The sequence below is a fragment of the Mesorhizobium sp. genome (assembly GCF_004962245.1).
Taxonomy (GTDB): Bacteria; Pseudomonadota; Alphaproteobacteria; order Rhizobiales; family Rhizobiaceae; genus Mesorhizobium.
In genome coordinates this window covers 78958-104097 of record NZ_SUHQ01000011.1, presented here as the reverse complement: position 1 = coordinate 104097, position 25140 = coordinate 78958, and the positions used below count along the sequence as shown (strand labels likewise).

Sequence of the window (25140 nt, the reverse complement as noted above, 5' to 3'; positions counted from 1 at the left end):
GCAGCGTCGCCGACGGCGCCTGCTGCGGTCGGCCAATCCGTCGCCGCGAAAGGCGTCAACCTGAGTTCGCTACCCTGCTTCATCTCGCTCCAAGCTTGACCTTGCCCGCAATTTGTGGCGATGACATCGTCATGAACCTTGGCGCCATGTCATGATGAACCGTTTCGAAGGCCCCGGCGGCAAGGAAGCCCGTATCCGCTACCTCGACGGCGACTTCCACGTGACCAGCCCTGGCGCCTTCGTGCGCTGTGCGGTGACTGGCGAGAGCATCCCGCTCGATGAGCTCAAATACTGGAGCGTCGCCAGGCAAGAGCCCTATGTGAGTGCCGCCGCCTCGCTGCGCCGCGAGATCGAAGCGCATCCGGAACTGCGCCGCCGGCGGTAGATCAAGGCGCAAGAAAACGTTCTGTAGCGATCCTTCGCGCCCCCTCTGTCCCGCCGACATATCAAGGTTCTGCATGGTCGCGACGCTCGAAACTCGTTTGGTCAGCCTTGCAGCTTGCGCTGTCGCCAGGCATCCAGAGTCTCGTTGATGATGCGTTCGGGCACGTGGTCGGGGTCGAACACGGTGTCGATCTCCAGCACATCGAGCTGTCCGAGGAAATCGGCCGGCGCGGCATCGTGGCGCAGCCGGGCGGCGTCCTTGGCGGTGGTGATGAGGCCAAGCCCGGCACGGCGCGCTGTCGTTGCCAGTTCGGCAAGCTCGTCCTCGCCATAGAAATGATGATCAGGAAACGACCGGGTCAGCGCGACTTCGCCGCCGGCCTCACGGACCGTGTCGAAGAATTTGTCGGGATGACCGATGCCGGCAAAGGCCAGAAACCGCTTGCCGGCCACCCCCGCCTTGCTGCTTGGCCGCGTATGCGCCTCGAAGATCGGCCGGCTGGCGCGCGCCGCCTGGCGGACAACCGCATCGGCAGCAGTGCCCTCGCCCATCTTCAGCAGCCCGCTGGTGAAAACCAGTTGGTCGACGATGTCAGCCCGCAGCGGACCGCCAGGGATGACGCGGCCATTACCGACGCCGTAGCGCGCGTCGACGACGACCAGCGCGTAGTCGATATGGATGCGCGCGCTCTGGAAACCGTCATCCATGATCAGGAAATCACAGCCATGTTTTTCCAGCAGAAGACGCGCACCGGCGGCCCGGTTCGGCGTTACCGCGACCGGCGCGTGTTCGGCCAGAAGCAGCGGCTCGTCGCCGACATGCTTGGCGGCGTCATGATGCGGATCGACGACATGCGGCTGCGCGAACGAGCCGCCATGGCCGCGCGACAGGAAACCGGGATTGAGTTGCATGCGCCTGGCCCGTCTTGCCAGCGCGATCGCCACCGGCGTCTTGCCAGTGCCGCCGACGGTGAAGTTGCCGACGCACAGCACGGGCGCGCCGACCTTTTCGCGCGCCGCCGAGCGCATGCGGCGGCCGGCAACGAGGGCATAGATCGAGGACAGCGGCGCCAGCGCCAGCGCCCGCCAGTCCGGCTCTTCCCACCAGAAGGGTGGTGCTTCGCTAGCCACCTTAGCGGCCGTTGGCGCCCTGCAGGCGCGACTTGACGACCAACGGCTGAATGTAGGGTTCGAGTGACTTCAGCGTGCAGGCCAGCGCGCCGCGCATCTCATCGACGGTCGCCGCACCAGCGGCCATCATCTCGTGGCGCGCCACTTCGTTGGTCAAAAGGAAATTGACGGCGCCGGCCAGCATGTCGCGATCGCGCACCAGCTTGGCGCCGCCGCTGTCGAGTAGCCGCTGATAGGCTTCGCGAAAATTCTGGACATTGCGGCCGGCCAGCACCGCCGTGTCGAGCATGGCCGGCTCCAGCGGGTTCTGGCCGCCCTCGGAGGTGAGCGAACGGCCAACGAAGGCGATTTCCGTCAGCCTGAGATAAAGCCCCATCTCGCCGATCGTGTCGCCGAGCAGAATGTCCGAGTCGGCGGTGATCCTGTCGCCCTTGCTGCGCCGCACGACTTTCAGGCCCATGCCGGAAATCTGCACGGCAAGCGCTTCGCCGCGATCGGGATGGCGCGGCACGACGATCGTCAAGAGACCGTGGTGACGCTTGTGCAGTGTCGCGTGAACTTCGGCGGCCACCACCTCCTCGCCGTCATGGGTCGAGATCGCCGCCCAGGTCGGGCGGGTACCGATCTGGCGCTTCAGCGCGGACAGGGCCCTTTCATCGGCCGGCGGCGGCGTGGTGTCTACCTTGAGGTTGCCGGACACGGTGACCGGCCGGGCGCCGAGAGAAAGGAAGCGCTCGCCATCGATTTCCGACTGAGCGACGACATGGGCGAGATTCTCGAACAACGCCTCCGCTATGTTGGCGCGCTTCTTCCAGGATTTGAACGAACGGTCCGACAGCCTGCCATTGACCAGCACCTGCGGCACACGGCGTGCGCCGAGCTCCAGGATGGTCATCGGCCAGATCTCCGATTCGGCGATGATCGCCAGATCCGGCCGCCAATGGTCGAGGAAGCGGCTGACCGCCGGCTTGAGGTCGAGCGGCACATATTGGTGGATGATGCGGTCGCCGAGCCGTTCGTCGGCAACCTGAGCGGAGGTGACGGTCCCCGTCGTCAGCACGATGTTGACGCCATAGTCAAGGATGCTCTCGACCAGCGGCACGACGGCGATGGTCTCGCCGACGCTCGCCGCATGGATCCAGATCAGCGGCCCCTCGGGGCGCTCGCGCCCGGCGATGCCATAGCGCTCGCGGCGGCGAATACGGTCTTCCTTGCCCCTGGAGGTGCGCCAGGCGACGTAAGGCCCGATCAGCGGATAGACGGCTGCGCCTGCGAAACGATACGCCGTCAGGAAGGTGCGCGCCCAGCGCTCGCTCATTTCGAGCCATCCACGAGGCGGTAGGCCGCGGCGGTCGCGGCGTTGAGCGAAGCCGTGACCTCCTGGCGCTTGCGTTCCATTTCGGCCTCATCCGCGTCGGCCGGAACGAACACCGGCGTTCCCATGACAATCGAGGAGCGGCCGAACGGCAGATTGATCGTGGTCTTGTCCCAGCTGCGCTCCAGCACCTTGCGGCGGCTGGTGGCGATGGCGGCGGGCAGGATCGGCCGGCCCGAAAGCCGCGCCAGGAGAACAATGCCAAGCCCTGCGTCGCGCGGCGTGCCATGCGGGATGTCAGCGATCATGGCGACGTTCTTGCCAGTGGCGAGCGACTTTTTCAGGGCAAGCAGCGCTTTGGCGCCGCCCTTGTCGAGATGCTTCGCGTTTTCGCGCCCGCCCGAGCCGCGCACCGCCTCGATGCCGAACCTCTCGAGCATCAGCGCATTGAGCTCGGCGTCGGCGCTGCGCGAAACCATGGCAACCAGCGGCCGTCCCTCGGGATAGTAGGCCGGGGTCAGAAGATGCTGGCCGTGCCACAGCGCAATGATGGCCGGCTCGAACTGCCGGTGGGGGCCGCCCGATATCTGCGTCGATCCGTCGACAACACGGTTGGTCAGGCGGATGAGGCGAACGAACTGCGCGAACAGGCTGGCGATGGCGTTCTTGACGAATCGCGACTGCGCCAGCGGTTCGCGTATTCTGCGCCAGAATGTCTTCGAGGTGCCGCCACGGCGCCTTCTGCCCGCGGACCTCGTGGCCAGCCCTTTCACTGCTTCATGGTCCATCGATGTTAACTGGCAGCCTTGTTGTCGGGGTCGAGCAACCGGTGCAGGTGAACGACGAAATAACGCATATGGGCATTGTCCACGCTGGCTTGGGCCTTGGCTTTCCACGCCGCTTTCGCGGACTGATAATCGGGATAGATACCGACGATGTCGAGCGCGTCGAGGTCGCGGAATTCGGTCCCGCTCAGATTCTTGAGTTCGCCGCCGAACACCAGATGCAAAAGTTGCTTCTTTCCGTCTTCCGCGGCCATGTCGATCCTTCACATATCGTGAGTTTGTGACAGGTCTAGACCAAAGCCGCCGACTTTGGAACCATTGAAAATGCTCAATTGTCCAGCCCGGCGATGACGCCGGAGAGGACGGCGAGGAGTTCGCCGCTGCCGGCAGCCAGCGCGCCGTGGCGGATCACTTCGCCGGCATAGCGCGGCGCGCGGCCGTTCTGGTCGAGCAGTGCGCCGCCGGCCTCGCGCAGGATGAGGTCCGCCGCGGCGATGTCCCAGTCATGTGCGTTGGGTTTGACGAAGGTCGCGTCCAGCGCGCCATTGGCGACCATCGCCAGCCGATAGGCCAGCGAGGGAATATAGGATACGCGGTTCAACCGACCCCGCCATTCCGCCGGCATCAGGTCGATCAATGGCTTCGGCCCGCCAATGTCGACCGTCGCCGCCGGGCGGCGCGCGGCAATGCGACGGCTGTTCAGGAACGCGCCCTCGCCGGGCAGCGCCCAATAGGTCTCCTCCATAGCCGGACATTCGAGCACGCCGGCAAGCGTGCGACCGTCCTCGACCACCGCGACGCTGACGCACCAGGAGCGAAGGCCTTCGAGGAAGCCGCGCGTGCCGTCGATCGGATCGACGACGAAGGTGCGGCGGGCGGCAAGCCTTGCCGGATTGTCGGCCGTCTCCTCCGAGAGCCAGCCATAGTCCGGCCGTGCCGCAAGCAAGGTCTCGCGCAGATAGGCGTCGGCGGCGTGGTCGGCCTCGCTCACCGGCGAGGTGCCGCCCTTCATCCAGACTTGCGGGTTGTTGCCGAAGTAACGCATGGCGATGGCACCCGCCTCGCGGGCAGCGTCGCGCAGGATGGCCAGATCCTCGCGAGCCCCGGCGGATATGACCTGGTCAAGCTCCGGCAAGGGTCATGCCTTCGATCAGCAGCGTTGGTGCCGCGGTGCCGAAATTGCGGTCGAGATCGCTCGCCGGGACCATGCTGAGGAACATGGTCTTCAGGTTCGAGGCGATGGTCACCTCGGCGACCGGATAGGCAAGCTCGCCATTCTCGATCCAGAAGCCGGAAGCGCCGCGGCTGTACTCGCCGGTGACCATGTCGACGCCCTGGCCGAACACTTCGGTGACGTAAAAGCCTGATTTGAGCGACTTGATGAGGTCCTCTGGCGTCCGCTCGCCCGGCTCGATGGCGAGATTGGTCGATGACGGCGAGACGGAGGAGCCGTTGCGCGAGCCGCGGCCGTTGGTGGTCAGCCCCAATTCCCGCGCGATCGAGGTCGACAGGAACCAGTGGTTCAAAATGCCCTTCTCGACCATGAGCAGCTTTTCGCCCTCGATGCCTTCGCCGTCGAACGGGCGCGATGCCTGGCCGCGGCGCCGCAGCGGCTCGTCGGTGACGGTGATCGCGGCCGCCGCTACCTGCTTGCCCATCATGTCGCGCAAGAAGCTGGTCTTGCGCGCGACCGACGCGCCGTTGATGGCGGCGCCGAGATGACCGGCGATGCCGCGCGCCACGCGCGGGTCGAACACCACGTCGACCTGACCGGTTGCTGCTTTGCGCGCGCCGATGCGCTGCGCGGCGCGTTCGCCGGCCTTGCGGCCGATATCCTCCGGCGCGTCCAGGTCGGAAAAATGCTGGCGCGAGGAATATTCATAATCGCGCTCCATACCGGTGCCCTCGCCGGCAATGACGCTGGTTGAGCGCGAAAAGCGCGACGCGACATAATGGCCGACGAAGCCGTGCGAAGTGGCGAGCACCAGCCCGCCAAGCCCGGCGCTGGCGCCGCTGCCGGCCGAATTGGTGACGCCCTTGACGGCAAGGGCTGCCGCTTCCGCAGCAAGGGCTGCTTCCTTCAACTGGTCGGCGGAGACTTCCGTCGGGTCGAACAGATCGAGGTCGCGCGGCTTGCTGACCAGCAAGGCCGGATCGGCGAGACCCTGATAGGGATCCTCGGGCGAGACTTTCGCCATCGCCACTGCGCGCTCGGCGAGCGCTTTCGGATCGGAGGCAGCGGTCGCCGAGACGCTCGCCACCCGCTTGCCGACGAACACGCGCAGCGAGACATCCTCGCTCTCGGACGCTTCGGTGCCCTCGACCTTGCCAAGCCGCACCGACACGCCGGCCGAGCGGCCACGCACCGCAACCGCGTCGGCGGCATCGGCGCCGGCGCGTTTGGCAGCCTCGACCAGGGCAGCGACGCGGTCGGTCAATTTCGCTGCGTCGAGCGTATCCGTCATCCACATGATCCCGTTTTTCCGCCGGCTATAAGGGCGGCCACTCAGCACCATCTATTGTTCCGATGTTGCTTGTGCAATGGCAGAAGTGGCAAGCGGGATGGATCAGCCAACAGACATAGGCTTCAGGCGGCATGATGGACGCGGTTCCTCAAAGGCTGCTTCGCGCCAGGTTCGGACTGGCCGACAGCCCGTTGATACTGCCGGGTCTCGATCGCATGCGGACGTTCGATTGCGGTAACGCCGCCTGTGTCCTTTCTCACTCATGGACGGAATCTGCCCGAAATAACTAAATTAGCAATTTCTTGTGTAAGACCGGGAACTTTGTTGCTTGCGTTCCATTTTCAATCGCATGCGAGACTCTGTGATCCAAAGCATCAGGACTGCGGTGAACGTTTCGCCGCCGCGGTACTCGCTGGTCCTTCCAATATACAACGAAGAAGAAGTGCTGCCTCGGCTGATTGAGCGGATCAGCTCGCTGATCGACCGGCTGGACGGAGAGGCTGAAGCGATCTTCGTCGATGACGGAAGCCTTGACGGAAGCGTCGAATACCTTCGGAAGGTGGTCGCTGCCGAGCCGCGCTTCCGGCTGATCGAGCTCTCCCGCAATTTCGGCCACCAGGTCGCGATCACGGCCGGCATGGACGTGGCTGCAGGCGATGCCGTCATCGTCATGGATGCCGACTTGCAGGACCCGCCGGAGGTTGTTCTCGATCTGGTGGCGAAGTGGAGGGAAGGTTTCGAGATCGTCTACGCGCGCCGTATCAAGCGCGAGGGCGAATCCTGGTTCAAGCGCTTAACGGCGAGCCTCTTCTACCGCTTGCTGGAGAAAATGACATCGGTCGATATCCCGCGCGACGTCGGTGATTTCCGCCTGGTCGGCCGCAAGGCGCTGGAAACCTTCAAGCGTATGCCCGAACATGACCGCTTCGTCAGGGGCATGTTCGCCTGGATGGGGTTCAAGCAGACGGCAGTGCCCTTCGAACGCCCGGCGCGGACTCTTGGCCAAACCAAATACCCATTCTGGAAGATGATGCACCTTGCCGTTCACGGCATCGTCAGCTTCTCCGAGAAGCCGTTGCACATGGCGCTGTGGGGCGGATTGACAATCTCCGCGCTTGCGGTGGTTTTCGGTGCTTACGCCGTCTTCGCCTGGATTTTTGAGACCGGCATCATTGCCGGCTGGACGTCCACCGTGGTGATCGTGTCGCTCCTTTGCGGCATCAATCTTTTCATGACCGGCGTGGTCGGGCTTTATGTCGGCGGCATCCACGCCGAGGTGAAGCGCCGTCCGCTTTACGTGATCGATCGGGTCACCGGCTTCGACAAGGCCATACGCGCTACCGCCGCCTCTGACGGGAGCCGTCGATCATTTCGGAAACCCAGGAACGGAGCCTCGGCTGATGGCCGAACTCTTCGACAGCTATAAATCAAATTATGGCGAGGCGGTCGCGGGATCCATCCGGTTTTCCGGACTCAAGCACGATTTCTTTCTGATCGCCAAGGCTGACCTGATGAGGCGTCTCGTCGTCGAGCGAGGGCTTCGGCAGGGCGGTGCCAAAGTGCGGGCGCTGGATGTCGGCTGTGGCGTCGGTTCGCTTCACCCTTATCTCGAAGGCGCGTTCGAGAACCTGGATGGCTGCGACGTCTCGGAGGAATCGATCCTGCGCGCCGGCCAGGACAATCCGCATGTAAACTACAGGGCCTGCACGACACCGAGCCTGCCTTATGAGGACGACGCGTTCGATCTGGCTTTCGCCAGTTGCGTCGTCCATCACGTTCCGACCGCCTCCTGGCTCGATTTCTTCCGGGAAATGCGGCGCGTCGTGCGGCCGGGGGGCATCGCCTGCATCATCGAGCACAACCCTTATAATCCGCTGACGCGTCTTGCGGTGTTCCGTTGTCCGTTCGACCGGGACGCCGTCCTGCTCAACGCCGCCAAGGCAGCGTCCCTCTTTCGGCAGACCGGCTTCAGCGATATCCGATCCGAGTACTTCCTGCTGCTGCCGTCGGCCAGACCCTTCGCCAGAAAAATCGAGCGCCTGCTCGCTCCTCTGCCGCTTGGCGCCCAGTATGCGTGCAGCGCACATGTCTGAGGCCCGTCCGACTGCCGGTGCCGGGCTGAGGCTGCTGGCGCGCTTCGGGTTGGTCGGCATCGCCGCGACGATCCTGTATGCTGTCTTGACCATCGCCTGGGTCAAATGGATCGGCTTCACGCCCGTCCAGGCGTCGCTTGCGGCTTACGCCGCGGCCGCCGTGTTTTCGTATCTCGCCCACAAATCAGTAACCTTCCTGTCGAGCGGATCGCATCGATCGGAAGCTCCGCGTTTTCTCCTGCTGACGGCGACAGGCTTCGCCGTGGCTTACGCGGCGCCGGCGCTTTTGACGGCGAAACTCGGCCTGCCGCCCATCATTGCCATTCTGGTTACCTGCTCGCTCATTCCGGCGATCAATCTTCTCATGCTCGACCGATGGGTCTTTGCGCAGCGGAGACCCGGCCCGCAAGGCGATCGCTCCACCTAATCCGTCTCAAAGGCGTCCAGCCGGAACGACACCAGCTTGATGGAGCGTTTGTAGATGTTGCTGGCGGCCGGAGTTGGCGGAATGCCGTCGAGATAGTCGAAGGCGATGTCGAGTGCCTTGGCCTCGCCTAGAGCCGCCGGCGGAATGACGAACGAGACCGTTCGTGGTTCCTTGCCAGACAGCGTCACCGCATGCACCCGAACGCCGTTCACCGAGATCACCACCCTCTGCGTGATCCGTGGAGGACGAATGACGGCGGCCATCTGCAGCGTGGCTGTCAGCCCGTTGCGGAGCAGCGGTGTCCTTACGCGAAGCCGCGAGGTCTCGCCCAGCGAATGGGTGCCGTCGCCTGCCGAGCCCGACCAGCCACAGACCTTTATGCTGGCTGCCCGTTTGGCGCCGTCGCTCCGGAACGATACCGTCTCGCCAAGTGTGTAGCTGCCGGTGGCATCGCGGTTGAGGCAGGTCGTCGTCCGATCGATGTAATAGGCGCGATAGTCGGCGTTGACGTTCGGGTTGAGAGCAAGCGCAAGGATGACGATCTCCGACCCCGCCAGAACTGCCGCGAGCGCGTAGCCGCCAAGCGAGGTTGCGCGCTGGTACGGGGCCGCAATGTCAGACCAGGGCAAGGTAGCCTCCGATCCACGCCACGGTCATGAAATAACAGGCGCCCAGGAAGAAAACCGAAGCCGCCAGAGAAATCAGCTTCGACGCTGACAACAGAACGGCAAGCATTATTGTCAGAGGCGCAAGGCCAACGACGTATCTGACCATCGAGGCCAGGTTGGTGATCAGCGGCAGGATGATGCAGAGCGCGCAGAACAGCGCGGCGCCATATTGCCTGCGAGCCGCCAGAACCGCCGACAGCGCCAATCCGGTGATCGCGGCCAGCGCGCTCCATTGCGGCGCCGTGGGCAGCCAGCCCGTCTTCGGAACGGCTGAGAGCCCGTCCCATAGAAAGACGAGCGGATTGCCCGCCACCCGTCCAAACGCGCGCTGAACGTGCAAGAACGCAAAGCCGTCCCCGACCGTAAGATAAAGGAACAGGGTGTAAGCGAACAGGCCGGCGGGTGAGATGAGAATGGCAACGAGCAGGTACGGCCGGCCAAGCACCCAGCGTGGAAAAGACAGCGTCAATCCGCCCCGCTCGCGATACTCCCTGAACATTTGAATGACGGTCGCAAACACAATAAAGACCCCGACAAGCCTCGTTGCCGACAGGAGCGCGGATGAGAGGCCCGCGGCGAGATAGCTGGAGCGTTTGAGCGCCAGAAAGACGCACGAGGTCAGGAGCACGAAAAGAGATTCGGTCAGGAAAGTCGTGAAGTGGAACGAGAAAGGACCGCTGAGCAGAAACGCGCAATACAGCACGTAGGCCCGCATGTTCTTCTCGAGCAGCGGCCATGCCACCAGGCAGGCGGCGTAGCTGAAAACCATGGAGGTGATCGTGGCGACCAGTATCGTCTGGAAGGGGAAAATCGCCCGGATCGCCGCCACCAGCATCGGATAGAGTGGAAAGAAACCCCAGCGACCGACATTGCTGTGGTTTGAAATGGGAAAGCGCTCGTAGCCCTGTTCGCTGATGCCAATGTACCAGGCGCAATCCCACCGGCAGAGCGCACGGGCATAAGCCGCGAAACCTGATTCTGCCGATATCGAAGCAAATGCGGCATAGCGAATGGCCAGTCCGCTGATCACGAACAGCAACGGCACTGCCGCGACGGCCATGACCATGAGGCGACCGCCGGCGTTCGGACGCACGAGATTTTCGAGCGCCAACTCTGCCTCCGCCCATTCGAGTGATTGACGCCACTCTCCTCTCTAAATTAGCGCCGTCGTAGCAAATTCAAGACATGCCCCTCACAGGCGCAAATCCGCCCGGATCAGGTGTCCCTCAGCCAAACCAGCATCTCCCCGGGATCGCGGTTGTCCCAGGCGAAGTACGGGACTGCCGTGACTTTCGCCTCCTCCACCGCCGGCGGTTCAGTGCGATAGAGCCCGTCTTCCCAGTTTCCAAACGCCTCCTTGCTGGCGACGGCCGAAAGCGTGACGACCCCACCCAAGAGGTTCGGCTGCTCATGCGCCTCGATCTGTGCCGTCCGTGGCAGAGCGATGCGATGCAGCTGGCCGGCATTGTCGGTCTCTTCGACGCAATAGATCAGTGGACCGCGCGCAAGCGCGACACGGCCGATATCCTGCCGCACCTCCGGGTTGGCGTAGAGGCGGTCGACGGCCATTTCGAGATCGAGCTCGACCCGGTCACCCTTGCGCCATTCGCGGCGGATCGCGGCATAGCCGTCGCTGGTGACAGCATCCAAATCGACTGCCTCCCCGTTCACCTTGAGCGCCGCCTTGTGGCACCAGGCCGGCAGGCGCAGGTGCAAGGTGAACTCGGTCGGCGCCTCTGGTTCGATCGCGATCGAAACCGCGCCATCCCATGGATAGTTGCTGGTCTGGATCAGCTCTATTTGCCGGCCAGCGATATCGAAACGAGCCGTGCTGTTTCCGTAGAGATGGACCGCCAGCGCGTCGTCCGAGAGACTGTAGAAATAGCTGCCTATCGAGGCGACCATGCGGCCGATATTGGGCGGGCAGCAGGGGCAGCGATGCCATTTCCAGCGATTGTGCTTGCCCCGGCTTTCGAGCGGGTTCTCGTAGAAGAACAGCGAGCCGTCGAGCGACAGGCCCGAGATCGAACCGTTGTAGAGCGCGCGCTCCATCATGTCGGCGTAGCGGGCATTGGGGCCCATGCCGAGCATGCGGCTCGCCCAAAACACCAGTCCGACCGAAGCGCAGGTCTCGGCATAGGCGGTTTCATTGGGCAGATCGTAGTCGGCGGTAAAACCCTCATTGTGCGACGACGGCCCTATGCCCCCGGTGATGTAGAGGTTCTTGGTTGTGAGATCGTCCCACAGCCGGTCGAGCGCCACCCGCAACGTGTCGTCGCCATATTCGGTGGCGATATCGGCCATGCCCGAATAGAGATACATCGCCCTGACCGCATGGCCGACGACCTTGTCTTGCTCGCGCACGGGTTTGTGCGACTGGCTGTATTCGTAGGTCTTGAAATGATAGGCCTTCGGGTCGGCGCCGCGGGCACGCGCCTCCTCGTCGAAGTAATGCGGCTCAAGCCCGCGCTGGTCGATGAAGTATTTTGCGAGGTCCATGTACTTCTGCTCGCCTGTGACCCGGGCGAGCTTGACCAGCGCCAGCTCGATCTCCTCATGGCCGCAATAGCCCTTCTTCTTATCCGGCTCGGGACCGAACGTCTGCGCGATATGGTCGGCATAGCGGCACATGATGTCGAGCAGCTTGCGTTTTCCCGTGGCCTGGTAGTAGGCGACCGCCCCTTCGATCAGATGGCCGGCGCAATAGAGCTCGTGGCAATCGCGCAGATTGGTCCAGCGCAGGCCGGGCTGGATGCGCTGGTACCAGCTCGACAGATAGCCGTCGGGCTGCTGCAGCTTGCCGTAGATGTCGATGACGGCATCGATCTTCTTCTCCAGATCGTCATTGCGGCGGCGGTAAAGCGAGTAGGCCGCCGTCTCGATCGTCTTGCCCCAATCCGAATCCCAGAACATCTGGGTGGTCACCGTCGAGCCGGTGAACTCGGCGCCGGGGCTGGCTGCGTCGTCGGGCGATGGCGAGTGAAACGGAATGACGACGCCGGGCGATGGCCGGTCCGGATCGATCTGCTCCAGCATGCGCGCCTCGACGCAGCGGTCATACAGGATGCCGGCGGTCCTGGTGGCGACGGCGTCGACACGGTCGCCCCAGAAGCCGCGCACATCGACCTGCGGAACTGGCAGCGGACGAAAGGCGAGTTTTGGCCTGCCCGACGTGGTGGCTTGTTTGGCGGCCGGCTGGGTGACTTGCGATGCGGTCATGAATTTACTCCGTTCGAATGTGGTCACTTCACGGCCCCTGCCATGAGGCCGCGGATGTAGAAGCGCTGCAGCAACAGGAAGAGCACCAGGCACGGCACCATCATCACGGTGACGCCAGCCTGCACCGCGCCCCAGTCGATGGCGCCGAAGCGGCCCGACTGAAGCGCCGTCATCATGATCGGCAGCGTGAATTTGGACTGGTCGGTCATCAGCACCAGCGCCGCCAGGAACTCGTTCCAGGCGCCGAGGAACGCGAACAGCGCGATGGTGACGATGCCCGGCCAGACCAGCGGCAGCATCACCCTGAGCAGCATGGTGACATTGTTGGCGCCGTCCATGCGCGCCGCCTCCTCGATCTCGCGCGGAACCGCGTCGAAGGCGTTGCGCATCATGAAGATCGAGAACGGCAGCTGCAGCGTGACGTAGACGCAGACCAGCCCGGTCAGCGTGTTGTGCAGGCCGATCTTGGTCAGCACCAGGAAAATCGGCGTCAGGATCGACTGGAACGGGATCATGATCGTCGACAGGATGACGACGAAGAGCAGGTTCTTCAGCGGAAAGCGGAAGCGCGAGAAACCATAGCCGGCCAGTACGCCGACGATCACCGACAGCACCACCGTCATCACCGAGACGTAGATGCTGTTTTGCGCTGGCAGCCAGAGGCCGTCGCCGAAGGTGTTGAGCGTGGCGTAGTTCTCGATCGAAAAGCCCGTCGTCGGCCAGGGCGGCAATGGCGGCTTGCGCGCCTCCTGCGCCGGCTTGAAGGCCGAAAGCACGGTCCAGACGATCGGCGCCAGGAACAGCAGCGAGGCGATGATGCCCGTCGCGTGCTCGGCGATCTGGGTGCCGATGCGGCTTTTGCGGCTGCGAGCCTGCGCCATCAGTCGATCCCCTCGGGCTGGCGCAGCAGCCGCAGTTGGATGAGGCTGAGCGCGACCAGGATGACCAGCAGGACCATCGACAGGGCGGCGCCATAGCCAAGCTTGAACGACACGAACGACTGATTGAAAATCCAGTACACGGCGGTCAGCGTCTGGTTGCGCGGCCCGCCGCGCAGGATGATGTAGAACTGGTCGAAGGCCAGCACCGAGCCGGCGACCGACAGGATCAGCGCCAGCGCCAGCGTGCGGCGCATCAGCGGCAGGGTGATGGCGCGAAACCGCGCCAGCGGCCCTGCCCCGTCGATCATCGCCGCCTCCTGCAGATCCGGCGGGATGGATTGCAGGCCGGTCATCAGGATGATCATGGTGAAGCCCGCCACCTTCCAGACGACCATGGCGATGATCGACCAGAAGGCCGGCTGGAAGGTCGCCAGCAGATTGACCTTCTTCTCGGTCAGGCCGAGTTCGAAGGCGGCCGGGCTGAAGAGGCCGGCATCGACGTTGAGCAGCCATGACCAGAGCAGGCTGGCCGAGGCGAAACCGATGACGGCCGGCATGAAGAAGGACGTCCGGTAGAAGCCGGTCAGCGGCCGCGGCCTCTCTATGAACAGCGCCAGCGGGAAGGCGACGGCGAAGATCGCGATCGTCACCACCACCGTGTAGTAGCCGGTGAAACGCAGCGCGTTCCAGAACCTGTTGTCGCGCAGGATCGCCCAGTAATTGTCGAGCCCGATGAAGCTGTGCGCGCCCATCAGCGGCCAGTTGTGCAGCGACATCCACGCCGTCATGCAAAGCGGGATGATGAAGAAGACGACGACAAGGGCGACGGCCGGCGCGACATAAAGCAGGCCGATCCACTGCCGGCGCCCGGCGCCGACCAGCTTGCGGCGGCGCGCTGGGGTGGTGATTGTAGCGATGGAGGTCATGGCTGGCCGCTCGCCTTGCCTTCTCCCCTTGTGGGAGAAGGTGGATCGGCGCGAAGCGCCGAGACGGATGAGGGGTGTTGGACGGAGTGCCGTCTTTGCCAAGCTGGAGCACCCCTCATCCGTCGCCTTCGGCGACACCTTCTCCCACAAGGGGAGAAGGGGGAGCCACGCACTGGCGCGGTGGTTGCTGCGATTAAGGTCATGGCCGTTCTTCCATTAGCGCTGCGTTCCCCTCCCCCTCGAGGGGAGGGTCCGGCCGAAGGCCGGGGGTGGGGTCGTCTGCGAAGCGCGCCGACATAAAGAGAACGTCGAGCACTGCACGTACGACCCCACCCGGACCTGCGGTCCGACCTCCCCTCGAGGGGAGTCGGCGCTACTGCTGCGGCGCCGAGTCGATGATCGACTGCATGGTCTCCTGCGCGTTGGCGATGGCGCCGTCTACATCGTCGCCGAAGAAGACCTCGTTGACCATCTGGTTCCACGGACCGTTGGCGGAGTTGATCAGGTCGTTGAACACCACCGAATAGGGCGTGCGACCCTTGGACATGGCTTCGGCGGCAACCTTGTAGCGCGGGTCGAGATCTTTCAGCGCCTCATTGGCGATGTCGCCGCGCACGGGAAGGCTGCCGTATTTCGCCAGGATGGTCTGGCCCTCGAGCGAATAGGCGAAATCGAGGAACTCCTTCACCACCGCCATCTTCGTGGTGCCCTTGGTGACGACGAAATTGTCGCCGCCGGCAAAGGACGACCAGCCGCCATCCTTGCCCGGCAGGAAGGTGACGCCATAGTCGATATCGGGATACTGGGTGTTGAGCGCACCGATGGCGAAGGCGCCGGACGGCGAGATGCCGATATTGCCGCCGGCGAAGGCGGCAAAGAAGTTCGAACCGGTGTCGGTCTGCGCGCCTGACGGCACCAGGTCTTTCTCGACCATCGACCGGTAGAGGTCGATGGCGCCGCGCAGTTGCGGGCTGTCCAGCGTCGCCTTGGAGCCGTCCTCGGTGAGGATGTCGCCGCCCGAGGCCCAGATCAGCGGCGTGAAGGTGAAGATATTGCAGCCGCCGCAATTGCCGGAGAAATAGAAGCCCTTGATGTCGCCGCCGAGCGCGTTGACCTTTTCGGCGGCGGCTTCGATCTCGGCCCAGTTGGTCGGGCCTTTTTCGGGGTCGAGGCCGGCCTGCTTGAACAGCTTCTTGTTCCAGATCAGCACCGAGCTGTCGGCGGAGAACGGCAGCCCGTAGATGCGGTCCTTGTAGGTGCCGGTCTTGACGTGCGCCGGCGAGAGGCTGGCGAAATAAGGCAGCGATTTCGCCCAGTCGGTGATGTCCTCCAGCTGGCCGGCGGCAGCGAAGGACGGCGTGTAGATCAGGTCGAGCGAGAGCGCGTCGGGCGCCGTGCCACCGGCGGCCGCGGCGCCGTATTTCGGGATGATCTCGGCATTGGGGATGATGTCCAGCTTGATCTGGTTCTCATGGCCCTTGTTGAAGGCATCGACGATGCGCGGCATGAAGTTCGAGCCGTCGGCACGAACCCAGATGCTGGCGGTCTCGGCGGCCATTGCAGGCAAGGCAAAGATGCTCGCGGCAAGGGCGAGCCCGGTAATCATGGTTTTCATGGTTCTCCTCCTCATTGGTTCTCCTCCCTGTTCGGCCGCGCGTCCCGGCAAATGCCGATCGCACGGCGCGTGGTCTCAGCCGTCCGGCGGACGGCCGCATGACTGACGCACCACCAGCCGGCACGGCAGTTTTCGGATGCCCGGCGCGGCGGGTTCGCCGCCGACGAGCGAAAGCAAAGTGAGGCCGGCCTCGCGCCCGAGTGCCGCCAGGTTCATGTCGACGGAGGTCAGCGGCGGGCGGGTCGCCTCGGCCACGATCTGCCAATTGTCGAAACCGATGACGCCGACATCGTCCGGCACGCCAAGGCCGCGCTCGCGCAGCGCGTCGATGACGCCGCGCGCGATCTGGTCGTTGCCGCAAAAGACGGCATCGGGCTTTTCGCCCCCACTCTTCGACAGCTTGCCGTCGAAGAGCTTCTTCACCGCCTCGTGACCCCACGCTTCCGACCACGAGCCAAGCAACGGTTCCATGATAGGCAAGCCGTTCTCGGTCAGCACGTCGCGATAGGCCTGCGCCCGCGTGTGCACCACGGCAAAACTCGCCGGCCCGGTGACGTGGGCAATGCGCCGCCGCCCAAGCCGCCAAAAGTGCTCGACCGCCAGGCGCGCACCGCCGGCGTCGTCCGACACAAAGGCGATGGCGCCGGGATCGGGCTGGGTGAAGGCGTAAATCACGGGAACGCCGAGATTGGACAGGTCGACCGGCAGATGGCGGTCGATGCGCTTGCCGGTGGCGATGATGCCGTCGACGCGCTTGTCGAGCATGGCATCGACATGGAGCTGGCCGAGGCGCTGGTCGTCCTCGACATTGCAGAGGAACACCGAGACGCCCTTGTCGACCAGCGCATCCGAAATGCCCGACATGACCGGCAGCGAAAAGCGGCCATAGGTGTCGTTGGTCAACAGCCCGACGGTGAAGGAGCGCCGGCGCAACAGGCTCTGCGCCAGGCTGTTGGGGCGAAAGCCGAGCCGCCGCGCCGTCTCGCGAATCCGCTCGCGCGTCTCGGCGGTCATCCGCCCCTGCCCGTTCAGCGCTTTTGAGGCCGTCGCGACGCTGACGCCGGCAAGGGAGGCCACCTCACGGAGGGTGACGGGCGTCTTGGCGGGCGCTGGCGAGGCGTCGGAGGACATGATGCGCGGCGAATTCCTTAGTTGGGAAAAGGTTTTCTCTTGTTGGCCTGCGAAGTGCTGATTGGTGCGGTCAGCTGATGCGGGCAATTTGGGAAAAGGTTTTCTCAGAAGGAGATTAGGGGAAGGATGCGGGGATGGCAAGAGGGATAGATTTGGTGTTGGGCGTGTCTAAGATTTCTTGCTAGGTGCGTGATCTATGACCGCTTTGCGCCATTTGCAGACGTCAGCGAGTGCAGCCACTATGGTCCCAACTCGTGCTCATATCGGACGTTTCCGGTCTGACGCCGCGCGGATCGGAGCGTCTCCCGCCATTGATGCGATCGAGTTCGCAGCCACTTGGCGGAGGGCGGAAGGTTCTGATCCGCTTTTCTTGCTGCTGCGGTAGGAAGACTTCTTGATTCAGCCACAAACCCAAATTGCTGGATTTGGCAGCCCAGGAAGGATAGGCTTCGTTTTTGGTTCAAGCGATGGAACAGAGACTGGCCGCAATTCTGGCTGCCGATATGGCGGGCTACAGTCGGCTAATGGAGGCCGACGAATCCGGCACGCTCGCACGCCTTCGGACCCATCGCATAGAACTGGTCGATCCCGCCATCGCGAAGAACAAGGGCCGGATCATCAAGACCACCGGAGACGGCATGCTCGTTGAGTTCCAGAGCGTGACCGATGCCGTGAAATGCGCCGTGGAAATCCAACAGCGCATGAAACGGCGCAATTCGGATGTGCCGCAAGAACGGCGTATCGAATTCAGGATCGGCATAAATCTCGGCGACATCATTTTCGACGATGAGGACATTTTCGGCGACGGCGTCAATATTGCCTCGCGCATCGAGCAACTTGCCGACGTCGGCGGTATCTGCGTGACCGCAGCGGTGGCGACCCAAATTGCCGACCGTCTCGAAATTGCCATGGAGGACCTGGGCGAGAAGACGCTAAAGAACATCAGCCGCCCGGTTCGCCTCTATCGCATTGGGTTTGACAGTCCTGTCCTGCCAGAAGTCGAGGCAAAGCGATCCATCTCGAAACCTTCGATAGTGGTGCTGCCATTCAACAACATGAGCGGCGACCCCGAGCAGGAATTTTTCGCGGACGGACTGACCGAGGACATCATAACCGAACTGTCCCGCCACCATGAGCTGTTCGTCATCTCGCGCAATTCCAGCTTCGTCTACAAGAACCGCGCCGTGAATGTGCGCGAGGTGGCCGAGAAACTCGACGTCCAATACCTGGTGGAGGGAAGCGTCCGCAAGATCGGCGACAGGGTGCGCGTGACGGTTCAGCTCATCGACACGGCGAATGACGCTCATCTTTGGGCAGACAAATATGACCGGAAGCTGGACGACATATTCGCGATTCAGGATGAGGTGACCGCGGCGATCGCAGCCACGCTGCCCGGTCGTGTCGAGGCGGCTCAGCGGGACCAGCTCGCGCGGGCGAAACCTGCAAACATGGCCGCGTATGAATGTGTGCTTGCTGCCAAGGTGCTGCATCACCGAAGCACGATTGCGGATAACGAACGCGCGCAAACCTTGATAGACAGGGCCGTCGCGCTCGATCCCGATTATGCCCATGCCCATGCTTGGCGGGCCTGCATTCTTGGCCAGGCCTGGGTCCATAACTGGTGCGAAGACAGGGATGCCGTCTGGAACAACATCATGGCAGCGCTGGACAGGGCGCTGGCGCTGGACAACAACGATGCCGATGTCCACCGCATCCTCGCCGCAGTGAACGTGAACAACAATGAGCTGACCACAGCGCGCTACCATCAAGAGCGCGCCCTCGCCCTCAATCCCAATTACGACCTCGTGGTGGTGCAGCAAGGCGAGTTATTGACGTGGCTGGGGAGGCCGGAAGAGGGAATTGAATGGATCCGCAAGGCAATGCAGTTGAACCCGCACCACCCGGAGAGGTTCTGGAGCCATCTGGGAAAGGCGCATTTCGCCGCGCGCCAGTATGGCGAGGCGATCGAAGCCTTCATGCATCTGTCAACCATGGACTCGATTCAGCACGCTTTCGCCGCTGCCTGCTACGGCTGGCTCGGCGACGAAATCGCGGCCGCCGCACATCTAGGCAAGATCAGAACGCTCGATCCCCAATTCGACCTCGATTCATTTATCGCCACCCTGCACTATGCCCAGGAGTCCGATGCGCAACACATCCGCGAAGGACTGCTGAAAGCCGGTATTGCATCGACCAGCGCATCGGAAACGCCGGACATCAGCGGCAGCGAGAAGCGGCCATAGGTATCGTTGGTGAGCAGTCCGACGGTGAAGGAGCGCCGGCGCAACAGGCTCTGCGCAAGGCTGTTCGGCCGAAAGCCCAGCCGCCGCGCCGTCTCGCGAATCCGCTCACGCGTCTCGGGGGTCATCCGCCCCTGCCCGTTCAGCGCTTTTGACGCCGTGGCGACGCTGACGCCGGCGGAGGCGGCCACCTCGCGGAGGGTGACGGGTGCAGGCGCTGGCGAGGCGTCAGAGGACATGGAGGGTGGCGGATTCCTTAGTTGGGAAAAGGTTTTCTCTTGTTGGCCTGCGGGGTGATGAGTGGTGAGGTCAGCGGATGCGAAGCGATTTGGGAAAAGGTTTTCCCAGAGGGAGATTACGGGAAGGATGTAGGGATGGCAAGTGGGGCATGAGACCCTGGCCGAAGGCATATTACCCTCACGGTGACACGGTGGCGCTCCCGGCAAGCAGGCCACGTATACCCCGAGGTCAAAGCAGGTATCGGCCAATGACCCGTCTGATCATCTAAATAGAGCGGCTAGAAGATGGCCGACCATTTGTTGCTCTGGTTGACACAGGCCAGTCATAACAGCGACTTTGCGATCCCCCCAAGATCACCATCGATTGAGATGACCCGAGCCGTACGCAGAATAAACGCCGCGCCAGACAAGCCTGAAGATGCTAGTCCGCGACCATTTTCAGATTTTGCCGGGCAAGCAAATATCGTGCTGCTCGGCGATCCCGGTGCAGGGAAAACACACCTTTTCAGGGTATCGGCAGCGGCGGAGCCGGGAAAGTTTATTAAGGCACGCGATTTTCTCAATGCACCGGCGCCCTTGCTGCAAGGCCAACCGCTGTTCATCGACGGGCTTGACGAGAAACGGGCCGGCCGAGGCGACCGAGACATAGTCGATGAACTCGTGACAAAGCTCTTTGCCGTCAATCCGCGAAAGGTAAGGATTTCGTGTCGAGCAGCTGACTGGCTCGGCGAAAGTGATCTAGCTGCGTTTAGTCCGTTCTTCGAACAGCAAGGGGAAGCATGCGTTCTCCATCTCGAGAGCTTATCGCGATCTGAGCAGATCGCAGTGTTGGCAGGGCAGAACGCAGGTACAGGTGCGGCGGCAGCATTCCTCAACGAAGCCGAGGATCACGGCCTTGGAGACTTCCTCGAAAACCCCCAGAATCTCATCATGCTATGGCGCGCCGTGCAGGCGGGCTCTTGGCCTGCTGCTCGCAAGGAGTTGTTCGAGGTATCAACGAAGCTGATGCTTCAAGAATTCAACCAGGAGCGAGCGCGATCAGGAATTGGGACGTATTCGGCCAGTGAATTGCGGCTGGTAGCTGGAGCAATCTGCGCGACACGCCTAATCGCCGATGTCGAGGCCATTAGCCTGACCGACCAGGAGGGAACCGCCGACATCCCAAGTTATCGCTCGCTCCGTTTTTTCCCCCCGGAAGAAGTTCTTGCGGCTCTCGGTCGGCGAGTTTTTGACTCCGGATCGGAACCGGAAACCGTCGACTACGCGCATCGCACGACTGCGGAATTTCTTGCGGCGGAATTCTTGGCAGCGCTAGTTCGTAACGGTTTGCCGTTCGGTCGTGTCGCAGCGTTGATCGGTGTGGATGGTCACCCTGCGGCGGAGTTGAGGGGCTTGCACGCTTGGCTAGCAGTTCAGCTGCCCGAATACGCTGACCAACTCATTGAGGCCGATCCCTACGGTGTGCTTACATATGGCGATGCAGGTGCACTATCCCCATCTGCCTGCTCGGGTCTCGTGCGCGCGCTCGACAAACTGTCGCGTTCCAACCCCTGGTTCCGTTCCGGAGATTGGCAATCTCGGCCCATTGGCGCGCTGGCGCGGCCGGATATGGTCGATGAATTCCGCGCAATTCTAAACAGCCCGGATGCAGGTTTCGGCGTCCGTTCAGTGGTCATAGACGCGCTGTCGCTGGGAACGCCGATCCCTGCCCTGCTCCCAGATCTTGCTGCAGTACTTGCGCGCCAAGCTTCGTCCTATGCAGAGCGGGTTCATGCATTTGAAGCGCTGGTGCGCCTTGGCGACGCCGGTAAAGTAGTCATTCGCTATGCAATGCAGACAGAACTAGGCAGTACCCTCGACGATCTCCGTCTCCGCGCCGAGATCATACGAGCTCTTTATGGTGATCCATATGGCCCACCTGATGTGATCGCTCTCGTCAACGAGTCGGCGCATGTGGAGCGAACCGTCAGCACAGGGATGCTATGGAAGCTCGCAGATAGCATCCCGGTCGCGGATCTTGCTGAAGTGCTGGACGGCATAGATTCGCCGAAATTGCCCGAAGGCGGCTTCGGTCCGGAGAATTGGGAAGTGGGTTCGTTCTGTGGTCGCGTTCTGGTGCGAGCTTGGCTAGAGTCTGGCGAGTTCGATCCGGCCCGCGTCATGAACTGGCTTCGCAAGCGTATGGCCTTCAGGGGTGGCCAACAAAGTCGCGCAAGGGATTTGCGTAGCGCGATGCGCGACGCGCCGGACCGTCTTCGCGAGATTGCCGGTTACTTCTTCAGAAACATGCCGATTGACAAGGATCGCTGGCTTGCCTTGAATCGCTTTCGCGAAGCCACATTATTCGAATTGGACTCTGCCGCGCTTGCAGACATCGTCGTTGGGCAGATGGAGGGCACTAGAGACAGTGACCGCCGCGTCTTTCTCTATCAGGTTGGCCTTGCACTCTCGTTCCAGACCGATGTGACGAACAGCGCGGCGCTCTTCGATGACCTTTACACGCGCGCCGACCATGACCCAGCCCTTATGGCGGCACGCGACGCGGCAGTGGCCACTAACCTGCCACAGGGATACTTCAACGGTCGCTCCAGTCGTGATGTGAAAGCCGAAGACAGCCGCGAACGGCAACAGCAGGACTTCGATCGGGACATTCAGCAAATTCGCAGCGGCGAACATCTTGGCTGGCTCGCACATATCGCACGCGTTTATTTTGGGCTTTATGGCGACGTAGAGCGCGGCCTTTCGCCCCGTGCGCGGATTGCGGCGCAGTTTGGCGAACAGCGTACAGATGCTGCCCTTGAAGCGCTAGCCGCTGCGCCTTTGCGAAACGATTTACCAAGCTTCGCCGAGGTAATGGCGCTCTACGGTAACCGGCAGCGTTACGATTGGTGGTTCGCGATCGTAGCCGGGCTCAACGAACGGTGCTTGGCTGGCCAGGGGCTCGCTGGATTTTCCGACGATTTTCTAAAGGGGATGCTCGTCTTCTCTGTAGCTAATCCTGTTCCGTCTATCCAGGATGGTGAGGAACGGTGGACTGTGCATCCTTGGCGCAATGCGCTCGCAGAGCATCGGCCTGAAGTATTGCGAGATGCGTATCTGGCGATGGCACAGCTTCGCTTGTCGCAAGATGAGCAGAGCGCGGATGGCCTCACCGAACTTTTAACCGAGCCCATTTTTGAGGCCTATCGCGGAGACATTGCGCTTGATCTCTTGTGCCAATTTCCGAACGCACATCCATTTCGACTTGCGGATCTTCTTGACGCAGTAGCAAAAATTCCTGCCACGTATGAAAGCTTCCTTCGGCTTACCAATCAAGTTATTTCCGGCGCGGTTAAGGTCGATGAACACCAACGTGATCTATGGCTTGTCACCGCCTATTTGATCGCTCCAGGGGACTTTGAGACCGAGGTGCAGCAACGCGCCGCCGCTCATCCGGGACTCATATTCGACTTCCGCGACCGTGACTGGTTTCTGCGAGATGGCAACCCTGGAGAAGGCACGTCCCTGCTGCCGAAGCTTGAGTTCATAGCGCAGCTCACGGGGCGCCTTTTTCCGGATACGCCACATCCGTCCAGCGGCTGGTCTGGCGATACAAATGACTGGGATGCATCCGAATATTTCCGCATCCTGACGAACATTGTTTCGGCATCGCCCAGCTCTGCCGCAACGGACGTGCTGGTCAGGCTAGAGGCCGATCCTCAACTTGCATCCTACAAGCCACACATCCTTTACGCGCTTGCTAATCAACGGCAGCGACGCAGAGATGCCGAATATGAGCGGCCCAACTGGCCCAAAACGGTGGCCGCCCTGGCTAACGGTGCGCCCGCGACCGTGGCGGATCTTCATGCTCTGGTTGTAGCGCAGATGCGCGATCTCGCGCACCGCATCGCGCGGGCGAACACCGACATTTACAAGCAATTTTGGAATGTCGACCCGTTCTCGAAGCCAACGGCACCGCGCCCTGAGGAAGCCTGCCGGGACGATCTCATAACGCTGTTGAGGCCTCAACTTCTGCCGGTTGGCGTCGCGATTGAGCCCGAAGGACATATGGTTGCCGATAAGCGCGCGGATATTTCTGTTGCCATGCCTCGCAGGAAAGTCCTCTGCGAACTAAAACGGGATTACCACGCCGATGTTTGGACGGCGCTGCTGGGGCAGCTTGAACGCTTTTATGCACATGATCCAGAAGCAAAAGGCTTTGGTGTTTATTGCGTCTTCTGGTTCGGGGACAAAAGACCTAGACAGATCCCCACTCCGCCGAACGGAATGAACCCGCCCCAATCGGCAGCGGAGATGGAGACGATGCTTAAAGGCCTCGTGCCCGAGGCGATGAGAGGCCGTTTGGCCGTCATTGTCATCGATGTGTCGGGCAAGGTTTGATGTGCGGGCGCGATTGCCTCTTTGTCGACCGGCCCTGGCAGACCCTCGATTCCTCGTGCCTAAACCACAGGCGCAACGAATTTGCCAATTGTCCGCCCCCACGCTGCCTCATTGCTTAAAGCAGTGCTCGCGGTGCCATTGCAAGAAATGAGGATGCGGGCATTCAAATTGTCGACCCGGCGGAAGCGCGCGGCCGGTCTTGTTTATGAACGCCTGCACGCTGTCGAGGTCGTTGACCTGTCGCGAGATCAGGATCTCCAAATCATCGGATAGGCTGATCAACCCGCGATCGAACATCCAGTGCGCGGTGCCGGACAGTGCGATCCCATTGTTGATGATATCGGGTCCGTTCTTTTCGACCGGTCGAATGTGGGCGGCAGAAACCTCTGCCCGGCCGCCGCCATTTATCAACTTGAGTCCTGTAATCGCGCACCGCTCATCATAGGCGCGCAAAATGATGCGACGGAAAATGCGGTCCCGTACAATTCGCGATCCGATGTAGTTTACGCGATCACGGCTCTGCTCGAATTCGAATGGCACCTGCTCATCCTGAAAGCCAGGAGATGTGCCGGTCTCATCAACGCGCGGTAGCAACAACTCATTCGTCTCCAGGCCCAAATCGATAATACGGTTGAAGTCGCTTGGACTGATCGGCCGGACGGCCGATTGGGCGCGACCGGAAATCCGTCCTTGGTCGTTGAGCAAGCCTCGTTCAACGACGCCATCAGGCCCGTTGAATGGAACAGGATTGACGAAATCGAGATAGCTTCCGGGCTCGATCAGAGCGAGGTACATATCAGGCGTCACAGGATCGGGAATGATCTGTTGGACTTTGGCTACGGCGTAATAGCCACGAGTATCGTTTACCTTGCTAGGCTCGTAGTAAATGATCCAGTGGCCGACGCATGCCTCGACGCGGCTTAGATACGGGCGAGGAAACTGGTATTGCTCTGCGGGGCGGTCGTTGTAGATCGAATCTGAGCGGTGAATGAAGACCCCGAATCCCATGATCTTCCTGCAATGCGTTCTTTGGGGATACCTGCCCCAATCTGGCGATTACTTCGCGCGGTTCCACAGTTGGCTCCAAAGATCGTAGCCCGCAAGGAGGACGCCGATGCCGATCGCAACCACCAGATCGGGATGCGGGACGAAGCGGACCACGACGCCAAAAAACGCCAGGAAGACAACAAACGCCAGCACGGCCAGGAAGCGACTCAAGGTCATCTATTGTCCTCCCGCGG

The 25140-nt window shown here is 62.1% G+C and carries 21 protein-coding genes and 1 pseudogene; 6 read left to right on the top strand and 16 right to left on the bottom strand.

The features are described from left to right. Nucleotides 1-151: 151 nt before the first annotated feature. Nucleotides 152-385: a DUF2093 domain-containing protein gene (locus tag E5X88_RS13865; protein ID WP_292162068.1), complete on the top strand. Its 234-nt coding sequence runs from the start codon at nt 152-154 to the stop codon at nt 383-385. A 101-nt stretch (nt 386-486) separates the two neighbouring features. On the opposite strand, the gene lpxK is transcribed toward E5X88_RS13865, so the two are convergent. From lpxK to E5X88_RS13835, 6 genes are all read right to left on the bottom strand, one after another. Then, nucleotides 487-1515: a tetraacyldisaccharide 4'-kinase gene (gene lpxK, locus E5X88_RS13860; RefSeq protein ID WP_292162066.1), complete on the bottom strand. Its 1029-nt coding sequence runs from the start codon at nt 1513-1515 to the stop codon at nt 487-489. Between the two features lies 1 nt (nt 1516). After that, nucleotides 1517-2833, bottom strand: coding sequence for a lipid IV(A) 3-deoxy-D-manno-octulosonic acid transferase (gene waaA / locus E5X88_RS13855; protein ID WP_292162063.1), 1317 nt, complete (start codon nt 2831-2833; stop codon nt 1517-1519). Beyond that, nucleotides 2830-3618 (bottom strand): lysophospholipid acyltransferase family protein, encoded by a 789-nt coding sequence (locus E5X88_RS13850; RefSeq protein WP_292162057.1) that lies wholly within the window; start codon nt 3616-3618, stop codon nt 2830-2832. The genes waaA and E5X88_RS13850 overlap by 4 nt, the downstream gene beginning before the upstream one ends. Nucleotides 3619-3623: 5 nt before the next feature. Then, entirely contained in the window at nt 3624-3869 is a 246-nt protein-coding gene (locus tag E5X88_RS13845; RefSeq protein WP_145723152.1) for a DUF4170 domain-containing protein, read from the bottom strand. A 74-nt stretch (nt 3870-3943) separates the two neighbouring features. After that, a complete protein-coding gene (locus tag E5X88_RS13840; protein WP_292162049.1) occupies nt 3944-4750 on the bottom strand; it encodes a 3'(2'),5'-bisphosphate nucleotidase CysQ in 807 nt (268 codons plus the stop codon). Next, a complete protein-coding gene (locus tag E5X88_RS13835; protein WP_292162046.1) occupies nt 4737-6080 on the bottom strand; it encodes a TldD/PmbA family protein in 1344 nt (447 codons plus the stop codon). Before E5X88_RS13835 ends, E5X88_RS13840 begins: the two co-directional genes overlap by 14 nt. 349 nt (nt 6081-6429) lie before the next feature. On the opposite strand from E5X88_RS13835, the gene E5X88_RS13830 reads away from it, so the two are divergent. Genes E5X88_RS13830 through E5X88_RS13820 form a run of 3 tightly spaced genes read left to right on the top strand, consistent with a single transcriptional unit; the run spans nt 6430 to nt 8600 of the window. Next, nucleotides 6430-7506, top strand: a complete 1077-nt coding sequence (locus E5X88_RS13830; RefSeq protein WP_292162208.1) for a glycosyltransferase family 2 protein — start codon at nt 6430-6432, stop codon at nt 7504-7506. After that, nucleotides 7481-8173: a class I SAM-dependent methyltransferase gene (locus tag E5X88_RS13825; RefSeq protein WP_292162043.1), complete on the top strand. Its 693-nt coding sequence runs from the start codon at nt 7481-7483 to the stop codon at nt 8171-8173. Before E5X88_RS13830 ends, E5X88_RS13825 begins: the two co-directional genes overlap by 26 nt. Further along, the gene (locus tag E5X88_RS13820; protein ID WP_292162041.1) at nt 8166-8600 is read left to right on the top strand and encodes a GtrA family protein; all 435 of its coding nucleotides are present in this window, start codon (nt 8166-8168) and stop codon (nt 8598-8600) included. The genes E5X88_RS13825 and E5X88_RS13820 overlap by 8 nt, the downstream gene beginning before the upstream one ends. Here E5X88_RS13820 and E5X88_RS13815 read toward each other — a convergent pair. The 7 genes from E5X88_RS13815 to E5X88_RS13785 form a co-directional block, all read right to left on the bottom strand. Continuing rightward, a complete protein-coding gene (locus E5X88_RS13815) occupies nt 8597-9229 on the bottom strand; it encodes a hypothetical protein (RefSeq protein ID WP_292162039.1) in 633 nt (210 codons plus the stop codon). The genes E5X88_RS13820 and E5X88_RS13815 overlap by 4 nt on opposite strands. Next, nucleotides 9216-10103 (bottom strand): hypothetical protein, encoded by an 888-nt coding sequence (locus tag E5X88_RS13810; RefSeq protein ID WP_292162037.1) that lies wholly within the window; start codon nt 10101-10103, stop codon nt 9216-9218. The genes E5X88_RS13815 and E5X88_RS13810 overlap by 14 nt, the downstream gene beginning before the upstream one ends. Before the next feature lie 380 nt (nt 10104-10483). Then, nucleotides 10484-12487 carry a glycoside hydrolase family 127 protein gene (locus tag E5X88_RS13805; protein WP_292162035.1) on the bottom strand — a complete coding sequence of 668 codons (2004 nt, stop codon included), beginning with the start codon at nt 12485-12487 and terminating at the stop codon, nt 10484-10486. Nucleotides 12488-12510: 23 nt separating this feature from the next. Further along, nucleotides 12511-13368, bottom strand: coding sequence for a carbohydrate ABC transporter permease (locus E5X88_RS13800; RefSeq protein WP_292162033.1), 858 nt, complete (start codon nt 13366-13368; stop codon nt 12511-12513). Next, nucleotides 13368-14294, bottom strand: coding sequence for a carbohydrate ABC transporter permease (locus E5X88_RS13795; RefSeq protein ID WP_292162030.1), 927 nt, complete (start codon nt 14292-14294; stop codon nt 13368-13370). The genes E5X88_RS13800 and E5X88_RS13795 overlap by 1 nt, the downstream gene beginning before the upstream one ends. 373 nt (nt 14295-14667) lie before the next feature. Continuing rightward, the gene (locus E5X88_RS13790; RefSeq protein ID WP_292162027.1) at nt 14668-15909 is read right to left on the bottom strand and encodes a sugar ABC transporter substrate-binding protein; all 1242 of its coding nucleotides are present in this window, start codon (nt 15907-15909) and stop codon (nt 14668-14670) included. Nucleotides 15910-15984: 75 nt separating this feature from the next. After that, entirely contained in the window at nt 15985-17040 is a 1056-nt protein-coding gene (locus tag E5X88_RS13785; RefSeq protein ID WP_292162024.1) for a LacI family DNA-binding transcriptional regulator, read from the bottom strand. Between the two features lie 467 nt (nt 17041-17507). Between E5X88_RS13785 and E5X88_RS13780 the strand changes: the two genes are divergently transcribed. Next, nucleotides 17508-19283 carry an adenylate/guanylate cyclase domain-containing protein gene (locus E5X88_RS13780; RefSeq protein WP_292162205.1) on the top strand — a complete coding sequence of 592 codons (1776 nt, stop codon included), beginning with the start codon at nt 17508-17510 and terminating at the stop codon, nt 19281-19283. Here E5X88_RS13780 and E5X88_RS13775 read toward each other — a convergent pair. After that, nucleotides 19229-19519, bottom strand: a pseudogene (locus E5X88_RS13775) (LacI family DNA-binding transcriptional regulator); the annotation flags it as partial. The gene E5X88_RS13780 and the pseudogene E5X88_RS13775 overlap by 55 nt on opposite strands. Before the next feature lie 285 nt (nt 19520-19804). On the opposite strand from E5X88_RS13775, the gene E5X88_RS13770 reads away from it, so the two are divergent. Then, nucleotides 19805-23899 carry a hypothetical protein gene (locus E5X88_RS13770; RefSeq protein ID WP_292162021.1) on the top strand — a complete coding sequence of 1365 codons (4095 nt, stop codon included), beginning with the start codon at nt 19805-19807 and terminating at the stop codon, nt 23897-23899. A gap of 108 nt (nt 23900-24007) precedes the next feature. Here the strand turns inward: E5X88_RS13770 and E5X88_RS13765 are convergent, their stop codons facing one another. Both E5X88_RS13765 and E5X88_RS13760 read right to left on the bottom strand, forming a co-directional pair. Beyond that, nucleotides 24008-24907 carry an HNH endonuclease gene (locus tag E5X88_RS13765; protein WP_292162019.1) on the bottom strand — a complete coding sequence of 300 codons (900 nt, stop codon included), beginning with the start codon at nt 24905-24907 and terminating at the stop codon, nt 24008-24010. A 48-nt stretch (nt 24908-24955) separates the two neighbouring features. After that, on the bottom strand, nt 24956-25123 hold the full coding sequence (locus E5X88_RS13760; RefSeq protein ID WP_292162016.1) for a hypothetical protein: 168 nt from the start codon (nt 25121-25123) through the stop codon (nt 24956-24958). Nucleotides 25124-25140 lie beyond the last annotated feature (17 nt).